This window comes from Streptomyces sp. NPDC002868, assembly GCF_055563295.1.
Window position 1 is genome coordinate 19,011 of the sequence record NZ_JBVHDR010000028.1, and the last position, 17,796, is coordinate 36,806.

At 68.6% G+C, this 17,796-nt stretch carries 16 protein-coding genes and 4 pseudogenes; 10 read left to right on the forward strand and 10 right to left on the reverse strand.

From position 1 onward, the window contains the following. Nucleotides 1–938 precede the first annotated feature (938 nt). Both ACZ3H8_RS37470 and ACZ3H8_RS37475 read left to right on the forward strand, forming a co-directional pair. Entirely contained in the window at nt 939–2,045 is a 1,107-nt protein-coding gene (locus ACZ3H8_RS37470; RefSeq protein ID WP_467409431.1) for a hypothetical protein, read from the forward strand. Between the two features lie 80 nt (nt 2,046–2,125). Further along, nucleotides 2,126–3,175: a hypothetical protein gene (locus ACZ3H8_RS37475; RefSeq protein WP_467409434.1), complete on the forward strand. Its 1,050-nt coding sequence runs from the start codon at nt 2,126–2,128 to the stop codon at nt 3,173–3,175. An 18-nt stretch (nt 3,176–3,193) separates the two neighbouring features. Here the strand turns inward: ACZ3H8_RS37475 and ACZ3H8_RS37480 are convergent, their stop codons facing one another. Next, entirely contained in the window at nt 3,194–3,619 is a 426-nt protein-coding gene (locus ACZ3H8_RS37480; RefSeq protein ID WP_467409435.1) for a DUF6193 family natural product biosynthesis protein, read from the reverse strand. A gap of 132 nt (nt 3,620–3,751) precedes the next feature. Here ACZ3H8_RS37480 and ACZ3H8_RS37485 point away from each other — a divergent pair. Next, a pseudogene (locus tag ACZ3H8_RS37485) lies at nt 3,752–3,969 on the forward strand (NF041680 family putative transposase); the annotation flags it as partial. Nucleotides 3,970–4,191: 222 nt separating this feature from the next. On the opposite strand, the gene ACZ3H8_RS37490 reads toward ACZ3H8_RS37485, so the two are convergent. After that, entirely contained in the window at nt 4,192–5,295 is a 1,104-nt protein-coding gene (locus ACZ3H8_RS37490; RefSeq protein ID WP_467409436.1) for a hypothetical protein, read from the reverse strand. A 202-nt stretch (nt 5,296–5,497) separates the two neighbouring features. Between ACZ3H8_RS37490 and ACZ3H8_RS37495 the strand changes: the two genes are divergently transcribed. Both ACZ3H8_RS37495 and ACZ3H8_RS37500 read left to right on the forward strand, forming a co-directional pair. Continuing rightward, nucleotides 5,498–5,728 carry a hypothetical protein gene (locus tag ACZ3H8_RS37495; protein WP_467409439.1) on the forward strand — a complete coding sequence of 77 codons (231 nt, stop codon included), beginning with the start codon at nt 5,498–5,500 and terminating at the stop codon, nt 5,726–5,728. A gap of 582 nt (nt 5,729–6,310) precedes the next feature. Then, nucleotides 6,311–6,721 (forward strand): annotated as a pseudogene (locus tag ACZ3H8_RS37500) (class I SAM-dependent methyltransferase); the annotation flags it as partial. A gap of 60 nt (nt 6,722–6,781) precedes the next feature. Here the strand turns inward: ACZ3H8_RS37500 and ACZ3H8_RS37505 are convergent. After that, nucleotides 6,782–7,282 (reverse strand): hypothetical protein, encoded by a 501-nt coding sequence (locus ACZ3H8_RS37505; protein ID WP_467409440.1) that lies wholly within the window; start codon nt 7,280–7,282, stop codon nt 6,782–6,784. A 422-nt stretch (nt 7,283–7,704) separates the two neighbouring features. Further along, a complete protein-coding gene (locus ACZ3H8_RS37510) occupies nt 7,705–8,316 on the reverse strand; it encodes a TetR/AcrR family transcriptional regulator (RefSeq protein WP_467409441.1) in 612 nt (203 codons plus the stop codon). A gap of 165 nt (nt 8,317–8,481) precedes the next feature. On the opposite strand from ACZ3H8_RS37510, the gene ACZ3H8_RS37515 reads away from it, so the two are divergent. Next, nucleotides 8,482–9,063: an ester cyclase gene (locus tag ACZ3H8_RS37515; RefSeq protein ID WP_467409443.1), complete on the forward strand. Its 582-nt coding sequence runs from the start codon at nt 8,482–8,484 to the stop codon at nt 9,061–9,063. Between the two features lie 220 nt (nt 9,064–9,283). Next, on the forward strand, nt 9,284–9,475 hold the full coding sequence (locus ACZ3H8_RS37520) for a hypothetical protein (RefSeq protein WP_467409445.1): 192 nt from the start codon (nt 9,284–9,286) through the stop codon (nt 9,473–9,475). 13 nt (nt 9,476–9,488) lie between these two features. Here the strand turns inward: ACZ3H8_RS37520 and ACZ3H8_RS37525 are convergent, their stop codons facing one another. Both ACZ3H8_RS37525 and ACZ3H8_RS37530 read right to left on the reverse strand, forming a co-directional pair. Continuing rightward, nucleotides 9,489–9,677: a hypothetical protein gene (locus ACZ3H8_RS37525; protein ID WP_467409446.1), complete on the reverse strand. Its 189-nt coding sequence runs from the start codon at nt 9,675–9,677 to the stop codon at nt 9,489–9,491. Between the two features lie 101 nt (nt 9,678–9,778). Then, on the reverse strand, nt 9,779–11,545 hold the full coding sequence (locus ACZ3H8_RS37530) for a ricin-type beta-trefoil lectin domain protein (protein WP_467409449.1): 1,767 nt from the start codon (nt 11,543–11,545) through the stop codon (nt 9,779–9,781). Between the two features lie 280 nt (nt 11,546–11,825). Here ACZ3H8_RS37530 and ACZ3H8_RS37535 point away from each other — a divergent pair. Beyond that, nucleotides 11,826–12,151 (forward strand): annotated as a pseudogene (locus ACZ3H8_RS37535) (aldo/keto reductase); the annotation flags it as partial. A 96-nt stretch (nt 12,152–12,247) separates the two neighbouring features. On the opposite strand, the pseudogene ACZ3H8_RS37540 reads toward ACZ3H8_RS37535, so the two are convergent. After that, nucleotides 12,248–12,589, reverse strand: a pseudogene (locus ACZ3H8_RS37540) (Rrf2 family transcriptional regulator); the annotation flags it as partial. Between ACZ3H8_RS37540 and ACZ3H8_RS37545 the strand changes: the two are divergent. Next, complete coding sequence (locus tag ACZ3H8_RS37545; protein ID WP_467409455.1) at nt 12,587–13,321, forward strand: SDR family NAD(P)-dependent oxidoreductase; 735 nt, start codon at nt 12,587–12,589, stop codon at nt 13,319–13,321. The pseudogene ACZ3H8_RS37540 and the gene ACZ3H8_RS37545 sit on opposite strands and share 3 nt — an antisense overlap. Before the next feature lie 262 nt (nt 13,322–13,583). On the opposite strand, the gene ACZ3H8_RS37550 is transcribed toward ACZ3H8_RS37545, so the two are convergent. The 3 genes from ACZ3H8_RS37550 to ACZ3H8_RS37560 form a co-directional block, all read right to left on the reverse strand. Then, a complete protein-coding gene (locus ACZ3H8_RS37550; protein WP_467409450.1) occupies nt 13,584–14,153 on the reverse strand; it encodes a GNAT family N-acetyltransferase in 570 nt (189 codons plus the stop codon). A 691-nt stretch (nt 14,154–14,844) separates the two neighbouring features. Continuing rightward, complete coding sequence (locus tag ACZ3H8_RS37555) at nt 14,845–15,627, reverse strand: calcium-binding protein (RefSeq protein WP_467409453.1); 783 nt, start codon at nt 15,625–15,627, stop codon at nt 14,845–14,847. Nucleotides 15,628–15,695: 68 nt separating this feature from the next. Next, nucleotides 15,696–16,478: a calcium-binding protein gene (locus tag ACZ3H8_RS37560; protein ID WP_467409454.1), complete on the reverse strand. Its 783-nt coding sequence runs from the start codon at nt 16,476–16,478 to the stop codon at nt 15,696–15,698. An 833-nt stretch (nt 16,479–17,311) separates the two neighbouring features. On the opposite strand from ACZ3H8_RS37560, the gene ACZ3H8_RS37565 reads away from it, so the two are divergent. Further along, nucleotides 17,312–17,707 (forward strand): RidA family protein, encoded by a 396-nt coding sequence (locus ACZ3H8_RS37565; protein WP_467409457.1) that lies wholly within the window; start codon nt 17,312–17,314, stop codon nt 17,705–17,707. The last annotated feature ends 89 nt before the right edge of the window (nt 17,708–17,796 follow it).

The following is a 17,796-nucleotide window of genomic DNA, read 5'->3' on the forward strand; positions in this document are numbered from 1 at the left end:
CGGAAGATCGAGAAAATCCAGCCCGGTCAGGCGCTGTCCGAGACACGCCAGCCGACTTCCCACCGCGCCCCGGCTGTTCGGAGCGCGGCGCAGCACCTGGGCTGCGGCACCGCCGCCGAACCGGCGGAGCGCCCGCGTGTACTACGCCAGCATTGGACGCTGTGCGCCCCTAGGTCCGCCACGGCCTCGGACCGGCCGGTGGGCAGTGGCTGTCCAACCTCCGCCGCCCCGGCGCACTGGCCGGCCACCCCAAGCGGGCCGAAGCCCTCGCAGCGATCGACCCCGACTGGAACCGGGCTTGGCCAGTTAGCCGACGCCTCACCCGCGAATACCCCCAAACTGGCGCAACACTTGAACATCGAACCAAACACCCCCGACAGGACAAAACGCTCTTCTAGCGGCGCACACCTCACCCACGCTCCTCGGCCCAAGAGGACCCGCGCTCTCCGCGAGCGCGGGTCCTACCTCGTACTTCCCGTTACCCGCTGTGATCAGCGTTGGGGTCGATCACAGCGGGCGCTGGCCTTCCAGAGTCTCCGGCGCCGTGGTGGCCGGTTCCGTGAGCACCGCGGCCCGCCAGCGCGGCGAGGACCAGCGTGAGCAGAAGCTGCGCATGAGCACCCCCGGATGATCATGACCACATCAACTGCCATGACGCTATGAGAGGCGGTAGTTGAGCAGAATGGTGTGAGTCAGCCTTTGTGGCGCGAGAGGCCCGCACGCCCCGGGGCGTCCGCCATCAGGCTGCGATGAAGCCGTCCAGAAGCAGGTGAAAGTGGCGATGCTATTGCTCAGTAGAGATACACCGGATACAGAACGATGCAGGGAAACGCAAGACTGAGGGCAACGCCTGGTAACCACTGGGGAGTTGCAAGTATCGTCGGTCGCGCACACGTTCAAGTCATTTGATCCTCATCATGGGTCTACCGGGGGGCGGCGTGACTCTGCGCAGCGAAATTCGAACCAATTCTCTATGGTGGAGCACCTTTGTGGCGGCGCTCATTCTGGTGATTGCGGGCAGCCTCGCTTTTGCCGGGTGCGGCGGCGCGGACGGCGGTTCTCGTGACGAAGGAGTCGATAAGAACAGTGCCACGGCTACGGCCGGAGGCCCTGGGCCGACCGACGGGCTGACGAGCGGACCGACCCGCAGTCCGACCGACGGGTCCCCGAGCGGCGAAGGCAGCCAGAAGACCTCAGCCCCCGGCGGCACATGGTCAGGTGCTCGGAGCTCGGACGCCCCTCAGTGGAAGCCCAGCGGCGGCGAATCCAAGACGTCGACATGGCCGACGGAGACCCGTCGCCCAGGAGGATCCGGCGGCGGAAAACCCGCGACGGGCGAGCCTCCGGCCGAAGAGTTCTCCTGGCTCCGCGCGGGGCCCAAGTCTCCGGTGTTCGACGCGAGCAACCCCGACCATCTCTACGATGTGATCCAGAAGCGCAATTGTTCGTATGCCCGCCATAGGTACGAAGTCACGAGCGAAGAGACGCGGGCGAAGCAACCGGCTGCCTGGAACCTCATCAATGGACTCATCAGCGTCTGCTTCGCCGTGCAGGGCGAGAAAGGGGAGTGGGCCAAGGCGATTGATGCGTACAAGGCCGTCAAAGGCAAGTCCACCGGCGACTGCAAGTACGAAGCCGCGTACCACGTGCTGGAACAGATCGCCTCTTTCCTCATGGCGAACCCCCGCGGCAACGTATTGATCAGGGAGGCTCCGACGGGCACGGGGGCCGTCGCCTGTCCCTACAGGATCACGCAGGTGCGTGTATATGACCCTTCCGGAGTCCAGCGGGAGCCTGTCGAAGCACGCCCTGGTGACACCGTCTCAGTTCAAGGCACGTGGCCCAGCGAAGCCCGACGCGCGCTCCTGAACGAGACAGCGGCAACAGTGATCCCCTTCGAAGAACAGGAGGACAAAGGCTGCTGCCACAACGCCTTCACCAACTTCCTGGTCCCGGACGGTATGCAGCCGGGGAAGGCCCGCATCAAGCTGTTCGGAGAGGCATTTGAACTGACTGCGCCCTTCGAACTCACCATCAAACGGTGACGACGACTTCAACCGGGTGGGGGCCGGCGCTACGCAGGCTGGCGGCTCGCATCCGCCGCAGTCGGCGGACGCAGGAGCCCGTGGTCGATCCCCCTGAGGGACAGCCGCCCCACACACCAGGCTCCCCGACGCCGCCCTCACCGCCGGCACCGGCCCCTTCCCCGTCTCCCGCACCTCCCGGGCCTCCACAGGGGCCTGAGCCCGAGCATTCGTCCGACCCCACGGCGCAGCCCGCGTGGCTGGAACTCCTCGGAGCCGTCAGCTCGCTGCTGTCCCTTCTCACCGCCGTCCTCTTCTACTTCGGGTGGGCCAGCAGCGACGCCGAAACGAGGGCCCTGGGATTACGGGACACAGTGCTGCGGCTCTCCACCGTCGACTACCTGCTGCGCAGCGTGGACGCTCTCTTCCTGCCGGTCTGGCTGCTGGCGGCTGCCGCACTGATGGGTACGGGCATGCACCGCTGGGTGGTGCGGGAGTCGCGCCGCGTGGAATGGGTGGCGCGTTCCCTTCGCCACGCGTGGCTGCCACCTTTCGCCATGCTGCCGCTGCTGCCTGCCCATCCCGCCGCCTTCGGCCTGGCCATCCCGCTCGCAATGATCGCTGGCTTCCTGCTCACCACCTACGCGCGCACTCTCCCTCCCACCGGCGAGAGGTCACGCCCGCCGGGAGCCGACCGTCGCGGGAAGCTGCGCCTGTGGGGACTGACCGTCTTGATCAGCGTCTTCTCTCTGTTCTGGGCCACTGCGACCTACGCCGGGATCGTGGGTCGCAGCCGAGCCGCAGAAGCGGCACGAACGGTCACCACCGCATTCCCAGCCGTCGTCGTCTTCAGTGAAAAGGACCTGATGATCCGCGGTGACGGCACGTGCTTCCACCGCATCGACAGCAAGGACAGCGCCTACGGCTTCCGGTACTCAGGCCTCCGGCTCTTCCATATGTCGGGTGACCGCGTATTCCTTGTGGGACCGGAGTGGACCCCGCAGCGCGGGACTCTCTGGGTGCTCGAGAAGGACGACACATCGCGCGTCGAGTTCTCCAGCGCCCGGAATGAAGGCGCCGCGGACTGTACGATCCGGCCGACCTCGCTACGCCAGCCGGCTGATCTCTCACCTGCAGTACACCGTCTGTAGTCGATTCACTCTGGTGATTCAGGCAACGGCCGTGTAGGGAGAGTTAACCTCAGCCTGTCTGCGGCTTCCGCGTTGTTGCTTCGTGGGCTGCGAGTTCTTCTGGGGTTCCGACGAATGCGGGGCCGTAGCCCGCTGGAGGCGTTCGACCACCATGGCGATGGCCTCCTGTGCTGTGGCCGCCGGGCCCACCGACTCGCTACGGAGGGGTCCGGAGACCCAGTAGGTGCCTCCGGCTGCGGGCTGGATGTACGGAATGTCCCAGGTCCATCGCTGCTCAGTGCAGCGGCTGAGGTGCAGCTCGCCCATCCCCGTCCAGGGGAACAACTGCCGCAGGCGCGGCTCCGCGTAGGCCGCTTCCAGGAGTTCGGCACGTACGCGCCCGTCGTCCCTTACAGCCTGCCAGCCTGCTTCCACGACCTTGTCACCCGATGAATCCCAGTTCACGGCCCCATCATGCCTTGTCGGGGACGGCCGGCCGGGACCGCTTGGCTGGTCGAATGATCCCTCGAACTTGATCACTCGGGGCCGGAACTGCCGGACACAGTGGCGGCCTTGGCGTGATCCTGCGTGCGAGCACGGCTCGGCCGCCGGCTTGTCGAGGACCTCCGCCGTCCCTGGGAGAAGCCAGCCGAGCCCGGCCGACTCACCCCGGCCCGCGTCCGCCGGGGGTTCAGGAACATCCGCCCCCACCTGACATGCCCGGCCCGTGCACCAAAACCCAGCTCGGCTCCAAGAACAAAAGCCCCGCCGCCCGCCACCACGTGGGCAAAGCCGTCAGACGCCCCGAGACGATCGCGATCACGCCCGAGGTTAAAAGTCAAGCTTTGGGGCTGCGCTCGATCTCGCTAGGCGGGAACGCGCAGAGCTTCATCCGCCGAGGACCACGGCAGGCAGTCGAGGTGATGTGGTCGCGGATTCGATTTTTTTCATGAGCAAGTCAGCGCAGTCATTGCCACCTCGACAGCCGGCGTCCCTCCGCCCCCGTGCATCGTGCCCGCACACACCGGTCAGGGACCTCACGAGGCGGATGGGCTGGGCGATCGCGTCGGGCTCGCGGGCGGACTGGTAGGGCCGCATGCACCAGCCGGGGTGTGGGTTTCGGAGGTAGTGGGCCTCGGGGAGGCGCTGGGCGTTGGGGAACTACTGGCGGTGGGGGAGGGATCCTCGGAGGGTGTGGCCGAGGTCGTCGTCGACCAGTCGGGGGAGGGCCAGCCCGACCAACGCGAGCCGGTGGGGAAGATCACCCCCTGCGGTTCGTGGGCGGCTGCCGCCTGTTCCGTGGTCCCGCCGGGCTGGAGACCGGCCCCAGGGGCGACCGGCGCGGCAGTGTGGGCGCGGGTGGGCCGACAGGAGTTGGAAAGCTGTCCGGTGAGGGAATCCGCAGCCAGCGTGTAGGCCAGCCCGGCCCCGGCCAGTCCTACCCCGGCCATCGCGACCAGAGGGCGCCACGCTTGGCGAGGAGATAGGAGACGGGCGCCCCACCGTGACGACGTCCTGTCAGTGTCCGCGCGCGCGGAGGCGCGCAGCTCCTCGGCGTCCTGCGATGCCTGTAAGTGCAGCTGCTCGGCCTTCGCCTGCGCCCGCTGCAGCAGTTGGTCGGCATCGTGCTGGGCCTGGGTGCGCAGGCGCTCGGACTCTGCTTCCGCGCCGGCGCGTAGGCGGGCGGCTTCCTCGTGGGCAGTTGCGCGGACGTCCTCGGCTTCCCGCAGGGCCTGGTCGAGCATGTCCTGCACGGTCGCGCGCAGGCGCGTCCACGGGGGGTGGGCTTGCCGCTGCAGGAACTTCACGTGCTGCCACCGGCCGCGCCATTGGTCCGCGAGCTCCGGGCGGGCCCGGGAGGCGGCCGGGGTGTCCGGGAGGGGAGGCTGCGGGTTGCTGACCACCCGGACGAATTCCAGCAGCGCCTCCAGGGAGAGGAGTCGCTTGCCGGACAGGACCTCGTTGAGGCCGGCCTTGGTCAGCTTCGGCCGGACGGATGCCTTGGCGATGGTTGCGTAGGACGGCGCGCCGTACGCGATGTGGAGTCGGTTCAGCTCCATGGTGAACTCGCGCAGCGCTTCCTCGTACGCGGCAATGGCGGCAGCGTCCTCCGGCTCCACCTGGGGATTGCTGTATGTCACCGGATCACACTCCCTGTTGAGAAATGCCAGGCTAGAGGGCCCGGTGTCTGAACGTGCACGGATTCCGCCGAACGTTCCTGAACGCCTTGGGCCGTTCAGCGTTGCGCCGGTTCGCATAGGCCGGTGACCTGCAACGTCCGGGTCTATGCGAGGCCGTACAGTTCACTAGGTGACCGGGGGTGCGCGGCGGTCTGCTGAAGGCATGGCTGACATCGAGACAACCTCCCAGACGCCGGAACCCGAACTGCCCCCCGCCTCCCGGGGGCCGGCGCTGCCGCCGGAGCCGACGCGGCACCAGGTACTGGACGTGGTGGTCCTGGTTGCCCTGCTGGCCGTGTGCGCGGGGGTGTACCGCGCGGTCGGCGACGCAGGCTTCTCCGTGATCATCGGGGCAGTCGCCGGGCTGTACGGCACCTGGCGCATGCGGCGCTGACTGGCAGGTCGCGTCCGGTTGGACCCGTTGGCCCCAACGGACTCAACGTCAGGGAAGGGGCGGCAGGCTGTTGGCGCGGAGGCCTCAGCACACCCCTGGTGCCCTCGGTGGCGGCGCTCTCTCCACTGGCTGCCGCGCCCGGGGTCATCGACGGGTGCGCCAGGTGGCGAAGAGGCCGACGCCGGTGCTGACGACGATCGAGAAGCCGGCGGGCCCGGTGAAGTGGAACAGCGCGGCGGACAGGCCCAGGAGCCCGAGGAGTGCGCACAGTTCGAGGCCGGGCCGGTGGCCGGGCTGGGGCTGCGGACGGCGGGTGGCGGGTGGCGGGTGGCGGGTGGCGGGTGGCGGTCGAGCGTTTCCTGGCGGTCATGGTCTGCCTCCATCGCGGTGGTGGTTGAGCACCTGGTGCGGTGCTGCGTCTCCTTCCACGCTGGGGGTGCGGCGAGGGCACTCGACTCGATTCGCTGCGAAGACGCCGGTCATTGACAGGCCAGTCCGGACAAACGCTGCCCGGCCCGTCACGATCTGACAGATCCTGGTGCTCTGCCGGAGCGGATGGAGGCGGCGGCGCTTGTCCAACAGCAGAGCAAGCTGCCGCACCTGACCATCACGCAGGACCTGACGCTCGACTTCCTGCCCGACGCGTACTTCGACGTGGTGCACGCGCACAGCGTCTTCTCACACTCCCCCATCGAAATCATCGACGAGTGCCTGGGCCATGTGGGGCGGATCCTGGCGCCGGGAGGCTTCTTCGACTTCACCTTCGACCGTACCGAGGGCGTCGAGCACCACGTGTTGCGGGAGGACTTCTACTACCGCACCGAGACGCTGATCCGGCTGGCCGAACAGCACGGACTGACCGCCCGCTTCATGGACGACTGGGAGACGCGGCCGCACGGCCAATCGAAGATCCGGGTCACGGCACCGGACGGTTACCAGGCCTGGTACTCCATCAGCGTTTTGGTATCGGTGCTGGTCAGGGTGCTGTTCTGAATGCTCGCGGGCTGACGTTGTGTCATGTGGTGGCGGTTCGGAGGGTTCTTGAACGCGGGATCAGTGCTGGACTACCGCCTTTGCGGCCACGATGACCAGCCCCAGAAGGAGGTTGACCGCACCGGTGACGGCGACCAGGCGGCGAGGGGCACCGGCTTTGACCACCGCTGCGGTGGCCCAGGCGACCTGCTCGGCGAGGGCGACGCCGAGCCCCAGCCACGCGGTGTCGCCAGGTCCGAGCCCCAGGGAAGGGCTCACTGCCACGGCGGCGGCCGGCGGGAGCGCGGCCTGAGCGATCGGCCATTCCGCGCGCGCCTCGTGGCGGATCGTCTCCCACGACAGTGCCTGATGTGCTAGCCGGTCGCCGACGAGGCGGGCGTAGACGTGCGTGATCCAGAAGACCAGGCCGGTGGTGAGCAGCATGACCACAAGCTGGAGCCGGGGGAAGGGGCCCAGCGTTCCCGCTGTGGCGATGACCGAGGCGGCGAGGAGCGAGCCGTAGACCGCGCCGGCATAATTCCGCGCCGTTGCTTTTGCCGGTTCAGGGTTGCGACGTCTCATCCCCTCAGCATGCCGGGCCGTCCGCAGCTCACGCTGTCACCGCGCCCGTCCGGATCGCCGCATGGTCTCGGTTCCTGGCTGGAGCGGCGGCTGCCATACGAGAAACAGGGTGTGATCACGTGCGGCGCGTGCTCGTGCGCTGGGTAAAACGGTGGACGCGCCAGGTGAGAAGCGCCGAGGTACTGACGGCAGGGTCAGTTGCCGGCTGCGGTGCGACGCCGCATCAGGCGGGGGCGCAGGCCGAGCAGGAGCGCAGCGATGGCGGCCCACAGGGCGAGCGTGATCACAGGGCCTGCTGTGCGCGCCGTTGAAGTAGCTCAGGTCGGTGATGGCGCGGACGGCAGCGCCAGGTGGCAGTAGTGCGGAGATGGCTCGGGCCGCGGTGGGCAGCAGATCAGCGCCAATGGTGGCACCCGCTGGCATCAGCACAGGGTGGCGACGGCCGTGCGGTGAAGGAAGCCCTCGGCCCGGTCCCACGACCAGCCGTTCTCGACCACCAGGGTGCGCCAGCCGGTGGGGCCGAACCAGAACCACAGCAGGTCGGCAGTCTCCTCCACCGGGCAGGAAGGCGGTGGAGTCAGGGTGTGCAGATGGCGGGAGGCGGCGTGGAGTGCGTCCCGGTAGGCGGCGGTGGCCCGCTCCCACAGCGCCTCGCCGTTCTCATGGACGGGCAGCGCCTTGCGGATCGCTTCGTGCACCGTGAACTGCCCCTCGTTGCCCCTGCGAGTGCCGTGGGCCAGCGCTTTGAGGACCGCCTCGGGTGTCCGCAGGGCGAGCAGTTGCCGCATGGACCGTTCGTAGCCGGAGGCAACCACGCCCTGGTCGACGATCCGGTCCAGGATGTCGCCCTTGCTCCCGACGCTGGCGAAGACGGTCTTCGACGCGACCCCGGCCGCCGAGGCGATGTCCGCGACGGTCACCCGCCCATAACCCCGCTCGGCAAACAGTTCGGCGGCTCGCTGCAGGATCAGCGCGCGGGTCCGCGCGGCGGCCTGCTCGCGGAGGGGGGAGACGTAGGCGCGCTTGGAGGGCATGCCGCCATCCTAAGTGCGTTGACTAAATAGTCTCCCTATTCATTAGGCGTCATGTAACCTCAATAAGTCGACGCACAACGCTCGACGCGGGCAGCCCTGCCCACCGGATCCACCGTCACCTCACAGCGCAGCGCACCGCCGACGAAAGGCATGCACACCATGGGAATGGACACCACGGACCTGGCCCACGGGCTCTTCCGGATCCTCGAGACAGGGGATCCGGCCCTGGCCGCCGATGTGGTGCACGAGGACTTCCACAATCGCGAAGCGGCCGTGTCGCCGCCGGCCTGCGCGAACCCGGGACCGGCAGGCGTGCTCGCCTCGGGCGCCTGGATGCGGGCCGCGTTCAGCGACTTGCGGCTGCCCGTCCTCGGCACTGCCCGCAACGACGCACAGGTCTGGGTACGCCTGCGCATGCAGGGCCGCCACACCGGTGCGTTCGTCCGCTTCCACGACGGGGTCCTTGACCAGGCCATACCCCCCACTGGGCGGGAAATCGACGTCGAACAGATCCACGTGCTCGACCTCCGCGACGGCAAGGTGATCGGGCATGAAGCGGTGCGCGACGACATCGCCATGCTCGGTCAGCTCGGCGTCTTTCCCCCGGCACCGGCCACCGCGCTACGCATGCTCACCTGGCGGGTGACCGGACGCGCCGCCCGCGCGGCCACCCAGGTCACGGCACAGGCAGCCGAAGCAGCCGCCCTGCTGCCGCACAGGCCGGCGGGGAGCGCCGACCGGGTTTGAGCAGTGCACCGTGGTCTGCGACGGTTGACCTTCGTACCGGGATGCAGCGCGACCTCTCAACGGCCACGTCCTATCAACTACGCGTCTTTCCTGCGTCGTCGCGTCGAGCTGCATGGCGCAATGTGGCGGCGGACATCACGGCGAGGGCCGCGGTAGCCGCTGCCGGCAGGATCCAGCTGAGGGTTCGCCCGGCGCCATCCCGGCCCCGTGAAGCCAGCGGATGACGAAATTCGTGCCGGCAGCGATCGGGAAGCTGAAGACCCACAGCCCTTTGTGGAACGCCGACTGGCGCAGATGGGGGGAGGAGGAAGGCAACGAGGAGGGCGGTGAAGAGCAGCACTCCTGCGAAGCCGTGGCCGATCATGTCAACGTCACCGTGGTGAGCGGCCATCCAGGCGTTGCCGCCGGTTGAGGGGCACTGTGCGTCACCGGCTGTTGCGGTAGTGGTTGCCCGCGATCAGGGCCGCCAGGGCCTCGACGCCGCCGCCCAGGAGGCCCGCGCCCGGGCCCGCCGTGCCGACGATGAAGTACTTGGCGATCCAGACGTAGCCGACCAGGCCGCCGGAGCCGACGATCACGTCCGCCGCGCGGAACCAGACGTTGATTATGTCCACTTCGACTGCTCCGGCGCCGACATCGAACGTGACAGGGTGGAGCGCACCAGCTGCTGGGCGAAGGTGGAGCGGGTCCTGCTCACCCGCGAGCAGACCCTGACCTAGCTCCGCACGGAGGAACCAGCCGTCCAGCGCTGGTCACTGTCACCGTCGGCCGGGTCGAAATCGAGCGAGCCGCCGGCCGAGCCGCCCAGCGGCTCCAGGGCGAAGCTCGGCGCGATCTGTGGGCGGATCACTCCGGCCGCGTCGATGGTGAAGCGCAGGTTCAGACCGTTCTTGCCGTAGACGGAGGAGCAGGTCCAGATGCCGACGCCGCGGTCCGTGTCACCGCGCGAGTCCAGACAGTAGTCGGGGTCTGCCCTGCTGCGCAGGACGCCGATGGGGTCCAGTTTCCACCGCTGGGTCGCGGCACCGCTGCACGGGGCGGTGATCACCTCAGTACGGTTCGCCATCACGCCGTTCACGATGTCCAGGCACAGCCCGGAATCCGCGTTGACGACCTGTGCGTAGCCGCCGCCCGCGACGATCGGCACTGGACGGGGCGGCGCGATCGCCTTTGGCGGAGCCGGCGCCTTCGCGGTGGGTGCTGCGGAGGAGGAGCTGGGGCTCGGTGAGGCCGAGGGTGGCTTCGATGGCCGCCTGGTGTCGCTCGACGACGGCGTGGGGGCCGGTAGTACGGCCGCTGGAGGCCACGCCTCCTGACGCGAGGGGGGCTGTGGGGCATCAGGGGTGTCGGCGCCGACCGGGGCGGAGTCCTCGAAGGCGGTGGCCAGCACCGTGCCGGCCACGACGACGGTCGCGACCACCGCCACGAGGACGGCGAGCCGGGACGGCCACCTGGCGGCGCCTGTCCCGAGCGTCCCGCCCATCCGCGACGTCCCGCCCTTTCGCGGTGCGGCCCCGGCACCCGGCAGCGTCCCATCGCTCCGCTGCGACTGCGCGGAGGCGGCCAACGCCCGCAGGGCGGCCGTGGGCTCCCACCGGTCGGGCGGCTCCGGCAGGTTGCCGAGCGGGCCGCGCACGGGACCGCGGGCCACGTACTCTGCTCCGCGCCACCGCAGCAGACCGTCGGCGATCACGGTCCGAGGGCTGTGCGTCATCCGTCCCAGCTCCATGACCAGCCGCGCACAGCTGGGGCATTCCGTCAGGTGGAGCGCCAGGTCCTCGCTGCGCCGCCCATCCCCCGGTCGCGCAGCGGCCTCGATGATGCGGCGGTATCCCAGACACTTCCGGTCCCCGCCATGCTCCAGATATGCCTGGATATAGACCTTGCGCATGGCGTCCTGCGCCGTGGTCCGCAGCTCCGGAACCATGCTGGGAAGGACGTTGGCGAAGGTGGCGACCGTGGCGTCCGGCTCCTCGTCCACCACTCCGTACCAGAGGATGCCCCGCGTCTGCTCCGGCAGCCGGTGGAAGGCGGTGAGCATGGCGGACGTCAAGTCGAGGTGCGGACGCGGCGGGTCGGCAGGAATCACAGCGGTGTACTCGATGTTGTCGTCAATCCACGCGGCGAAGCCGGGTTCGAGCCGGGACCGGCGACTGCCTGACGCCCAGGTCATGCCCACTCTTTGAACTGCCATCAGCAGATCGTGTCCCCAGTTCCCCCGGGGCTCGATACCGCGGCACGTCTCCTGGGTGGCGAGGTCGAGCGCCTGCACCGCGAGCTGGTTCCCGGCGAGCGGGGTGCGTCCGCAGAGCAGGGCGTAGGTGAGGACCGACGGCATATGGCGGCGCTTGAGCTCCTGTGTGGCGGGATACGCGGTCGGGGCCCCGGCGCGGATACGTTCGGTTAGTTCCGCATCCGGCAGGACGGTGTGGTCAGGGTTTTCGTTCACGGAGTTCGCAACGACCTTCCGGAGCTTGGGCACCCTCTCGACTCCTCGTTCAATACGGCGCGACCGACCCGCCTGCCATCGGAAGACCAGCCAGCGTGACTGGCTGGAATGAAGAGTCATAGTGGAGCAGCCGGGCCTGGGGGGAAAGGTGTTCCCGCGGGTAAGGGCGCCCGGGCAGCACAATCGTTGCCTGACAAGGCGTCACCAGGCGTCGGCCGAGGACATATGGGTGCTTGCGTCAGTCCGCCGAGCCGGACGGGACGTGACAACCCAGAGACGGCCAACTCACACCGACAACCGGGGTCGACGCGCCCTTGTACGGGCTGGCAAGCTCCGCTGCACGGAGGTCTCCAACTTTTCCGGCGGGCAACTGATTGAATCGCTCGCCGTTGCGGACAGGTACGGCTACCAGCGTTGCGCAGGACATCAGGTCTATTACTCACTTACTCACTCGTGGGCCGCGACTACGAGTGTGAGCTGATGCCGCTCGCGCTGGGCCAGGGCGTCGGTGCCGTCGTCTGAAGCCCGCTCGGCTGGGGACGGCTCACAGGCAAGGCCGGCCGCGGGCAACTGCTCCCCGGCCAGGGTCGGTTGCACAGCACTGCGGATTGCGGCCCGCCCGTGCAGGATGGCCGCCTTAGTACTGCAAGGGTCTTTCGCGTGACTGGTTGACAGGCTGTTCGTCGGCCTGGGCATGGGTGGAGGCCTTGGTGATGCCAGGGCGTAACGGGGAGGCTAGCGAGGTGCCGCGAGGACGTCCCGGAGTACGTCCTCGAGCGTGACGCGGGCCAGCTCGTGTCTCAGGGTCTCCTCGATGCCCTCGTAGATGCCCTGCATCGCCGGCTGGATGCCGTAACCCACCACGCATCCCTGGTCCGGGGTGGCGCGGTGCATCGCGAACAGCGGGCCGGGTTCCACTGCCTTGTACACGTCGAGCAGGGTCATCGACCCCAGCTCGCGCGCCAGCGACCAGCCCGCGCCAACGCCCCGCCGGGACTCCACGAGCCCCGCCCTGCGCAGCTCGCCGAGCAGCCGCCTGATCACCACGGGGTTGGTGTTCGCGCTGGTCGCGATCTGCCGCCCTGGTCACCGGGGGGATCGCGCGGACTGGGAGCCGCGACCGTACGACTGCTGGCCGAGCAGGGCGCCGACGTCGCGTTCACCTATGTCAGCTCCGAGAAGCAGGCGCAGGCCGTCGTCGACGAGGTGCGCGGCAAGGGAGCGCAGGCCGTCGCCTTCAAGTCCGACCAGGCGGACATGAGTCGGGCGCCGGCGCTGATCGACAACGTGGTCGCGCACTTCGGCGGCCTGGACATCCTCGTCAACAACGCGGCGATCTCGGTGGAGCAGGGCCGCACGGTGGACGACCCGGATGCCGACACCGCCGCTCTGGACCGGATGCACGCCACCAACTACCTCGGCGTGATCGCCGTCATCCGGGCCGCCTCCCGAGTGCTGCGCGCGGGCGGCCGCATCATCACGGTGAGTTCCGGACTGGGCTCCCGGGTCGGTGTCCCGGGCCTTGCCGACTACTCGGCGACCAAGTCAGGGATCGAGAGGTACACCATGGGGGTCGCACGGGACCTCGGGCCCCGGGACATCACGGCCAACGTCGTGGAGGCCGGACTGATGGAGAGCGGCATGGAAGGGCCGGACCCCGAGACCCTCAAGGCCATGGTCAGCTCGCTGTCCCTGCAGCGCGTGGGTCACCCCGACGAAATCGCCTCGGCGATCGCCTTTCTGGCGAGTCCCGCCGCGTCGTACGTCACGGGCGCGGTGCTGGACGCCCATGGCGGCTACAACGCCTGAACCGGAACCCTGCCGCGCACCCCGAAGGACATCGCGCCTTGGGTGCGCACCGCCGACGACCACCACCAGCACCATGGCGCACACCCGGCGTGCGGTGAGCCGCTCGCGCAGCACGACGAAGCCGACCACCGCCCCCACGGCAGGGCTCAGCGCGAGCAGGAGCCCGAAGGCCGCGCACCGACGCGCCACATCAGGCTCGGACGAAGTCGGCCGAGCCTCATACTGCAACGGTGCCTGGAGTGATGCTTGATCTTCCGGGAGTTCAGGGGTGGGGAGTGTTGTTGAGCGGCGATCTCGGGCGGTTCAGCCGCCAGACCACGTCGGTCCCGCAGTCCGAGGGAGCCGCGGGCGGTGTTACCTGTTCGCGCCGGACCTCGGTGAAACCCAGGCGCCTGGGAATGGCGCCGCTGGCCGCGTTGGCCAGGTCGTGCACGATTTCCAGGTACGCCACGTCCGGTAGTGCGAACGCCTCGGTGACCATGGCCGCTGTGGCCCGGGTCGCGATGCCCTGTCCGGTGGCGGCGGGGTGCAGCCAGTACCCCAGGAAGCGGCCCTGTGGCTCGCCGGTGCGGTAGATGGAACAGCTGCCGACGAGTGCGCTGTTCACGGTGATCGCGTAGTTGTACGCGTCGCTGCTCTGCCACTTCGGATCGCAGCGGGCGAGGAAGTCGCGGATGTGCTGCTGGCTGTGGCGGGCCACCCACGGCATCCACGGCCTGAGGTGGTCGAGTGATTCTTCGATCATCCGGAACAGGGCGTCGAAGTCGCTCTCCGCCCGCCAGCGCCGCAGGGCGAAGTCCTGACAGTCAATGGTCTCATTCGGCTGCTCCATGGCGGCATCGTTGCTCCCGAGAGGGGATCACCGCAATCAGATATCGCTGGCGGTCAACCTTCCTGCCTGGCAAGGGCGGTAGCGGATCAGGGCGGCGGCTATGCCGGCGAAAGCGAGGAAGTGTTCGGGCCTTGCGCTCATAGGGCGGTGCAGGCGTCGGCACCCTGCCAGCCACACGACAGTTGGGCGAACGACACCTACCCTCAGGGCCGTTCGAGACACCGTCTCGGTAGGACGACACACTTGACCGTCCAGGGCCGCGGCCCTGGCCAATTCCGCACCTTCTGCTATCCAGGCTTACCAGTACGGCGCCAGACCACCGAAGCCCTCATCGGTGGCGTCACCGGCACACTGCGCCACCCGCGGCTGCTCGTCCTCGGCCGCTACGACACCGACGGCGCTGCGCGCGGTAGGACGAAGGCGCTGAAGCCAGACGCCCAGTCAGCTCGCCGACCACCACAACCAGGCCGGCCCCGACCACTCGTGGACCGGTGTACGGTTCACCGCCTCCTGGGGCAGCCGCGACACGCGTGCTGTGGGAGATCGTGCGGCAGGTACCGCCCGGCACGATCTCCCACAGTCTGTGCTCGGTCGGTGCGATGCTCGTCGGCCGGGGCGAGGAGCAACGGGCCGCGCCCCGGCCGGCCGCTTCACGCGCTCTCAGCCGCGACAACGCACACCGGACGTGCTGTCAGGGGCAGTTGACCATCGAGTCGCCGGTGTCGCGGTTGCAGGAGTCGAAGGCGAGACCGCCGTCGAGGCTGTCGTTGGCGTTGACGCCGTCGGTGGCGTTGAGGGTGTCGTTGCCCTCATCGCCGCTCAGGGTGTCGTTGCCGCTTCCTCCGACCAGGGTGTCGTTTCCCGTGTTCCCGTTGAGGCTGTCGTTGCCCTCGTTCCCGTTGAGTGTGTCGTTTCCGGCATTGCCGTTGATGGTGTCGTTCCCTCCCAGCCCGGAGATGGTGTCGTTCCCAGGCCCACCGTTGATGGTGTCGTTGCCCGGAGTCGCTGCCGTGAGGCCGAAGACCCCGGTCGGGTCGTCGCCGACAAGATGATCCGCGCGGGGGCCGCCGTTGAGCTGGTCCTTGCCGCCGCCCCCGTAGAGAGTGGCGGGAACATCCAGATTCGGGGAGACCGTGATGTCGTCATCGGCGTCCTGGCCGTTGACCTGCACGGCCGTGGGGAGCGGGCACGCCGCGATGTTCTCCGACCGTCTCTCGCAGGGGGCGACGGCGCGCACCTCGTCCGCGTTGTCCGACACGAGGACGACACTGCCCTGACGGCGGATGGTGATGTCATTGGCCACGCCCTGATCCGCCGTGACGAGCAGGGTGCCGCCGACCATCTCGACCACCGTGGCGCTCGCGAGGTGCCGGGGCTCGGCGGTGTGCGGGGCCGCCGAGGCGGAGGTGCCGGCCAGCGCAGCGCAGAGGAGCGCTCCGGCCGACAGGATCACGTAGATACGTCGCGCTCTCATGGTTGTGCGTCTCCTTCGTCGTGTCGCTGGCACTGCGGGCCTGTCTCCGCGCCGTTCGCGCTCGCCGGTCACGGGCACTCTGTGACACTGTCGCCCAGGTCGGCCGTGCAGCTGTCGACCTCCGTGCCCCCCTGGACGTAGTCGTTGCCGCTGACCTCGTCGACGGCCTTGATGGTGTCCCGGCCCGCGCCCCCCTCCACGAAGTCGTTGCCGGTGCCCGCGATCACCTGGTCGCCGCCGTTGCCACCGCTCACCACGTCGTTCCCGGCGCCTGCGTTGATGACGTCGGAGCCGGCCCGGCCCTCGATCGAGTCGTTCCCGGCGCCGCCGAAGATCCGGTCCGGGCCGCTGGCGCCGGTGAGCGTGTCGTTGCCGCCTCCACCGGAGAGGAAGTCGGAGCCTTCGTCGCCTTCCAGGGTGTCGTTGGCGCTGCCGCCCTGGAGGCTGTCGTCACCCGCGCCACCGACGAGGGTTACCCCCGGACTCGCCAGGGAGGACGTGACGTTGTCGGCCTGGTCACCGGCGTTGACGACAACCTCGGTGAGGCTGCCGACCCCCGGACAGACGGCCTCTGTGGCGCTGACCGCGGTGCACCCGCCGAAAGCCACGATGGCGTCACCGGTGTCCCTCACCCGGATCGTGTCGCCGACCTGCCACACGGAGATGGTGTTGCCCAGGCCCACAGCGGCGGTGACGGTGACCGACGTGCCGTTCTTGCTCACCAGCGTGCCGGCCACAGCGGAGCCGGGCGGCTGGGTACCGGGGGTCGCACTCGCCGGGCCGGTGAGGCACAGCGTGAAGCCGAACACCGTTGTCAGGAGCGCAACGGTGCGATGAAGCGCCTTGTCCATGACCTGCCTCCTGGAAAGCGTGCGGGATTGTCAATTCGGCTCGAAATGCTTTCGTGGCCCAGTGGTGACATAGCGCAGCGGTGCCACCCGCATGCCTGGAACGGCGTTTGCCGCTTGGGTGCGTTGGGCCGTTCCACGGGCCCGCGAATCGTTGCCTCGTCACCTTGGTACGGGACAGCGGAATTTTGCCCGCCGGAAACGGCCTCTTACGGTGTGCTCGCCTTCCCGGCGTTCATGACGGCAGTACGGCAGTACGTGGTGGTTCACAGCAGAACTGGGCGCGCATTGTCGGAAACGTTGCCACGCATCGGATGATGCCCGGCGCCCCCTCGGCTGCCGGGCCTGAGTATGCCGTGTGGAGACCTTGTGGAAGAGAGGGTTTAGCGCCATTGAAAGGATAATTCCGCGAGTTTCTGACGTGCGGTGCAGGCAGTGCCGACGGCAGGAGTGCTGCGGAAAGGAACGCGTCCAGGGTGGCGGAAAACGCCACTCATGGGCGAGTCCGTGGCTCATCATCCCGTGGGGCTCGTGGACAACCGTGGTGCCGGTTCGGTGGTCTGAACGCGTAAGGCAACCGACGTGTTTCGTGGGTGACGACCGTGGAGACCGGCCGGGGTCGGCCTCGGGGCGTGGGGTGTCGCGGCGGCGGCTGCTCGCCGGTGCCGCCGCGTTGTGTTCGGTGGGGCGGTGGGGCGGTGGCCTGGGCGAGGTATGGGAAGGGCGGGGTGCTTCCCTCGCCGGAGCCTCGGTGGACCTTCCGTGCCGAAGCTACCCCTCTCGCCCTTTGCGATGGCTGACGGCGTCCTCGTCCTCGCGGGGGAGAACGAGGTGCCATCACCCTGATTCGTTCCAGCTCGCTGTCCGACGTCGCCGAGTACGCGTGCGCGGCCACCGCGCCGGCCGAATCACGTTTGATCTTCCTCGCCGGGGCATGCCCGCTGAACGAAGACGGGTCCACGGCAGCTATCGGGGACTACGCGGGGCAGGCAGCGAAAGCCGTTGAGAGCATGTGGATTGCGCTGATCGAGGCCGGTGCATCGGTCGAGGACGTCATCAGCACCCGAGTGCTCGTCGCGTCAACCAGCCGGGCAGATCTGGTGGCCGCCTGGGAGGTAGTCCGGGACGCGTTCGGTGACCACGACGTCCCCAGCACCCTGATCGGAGTCACCGTGCTCGGCTACGACGACCAGCTCGTAGAGATCGAAGCCGTCGCTGCCGTGCTCGACTAGTGTCCTGCGTCAGTAGTTGATCGTTAGTTGTTGTGTGACTTCTGCTGCTGGTGCGTCAGTTCCTCGTCGGGGCCCGAAGTTGGAGCCGC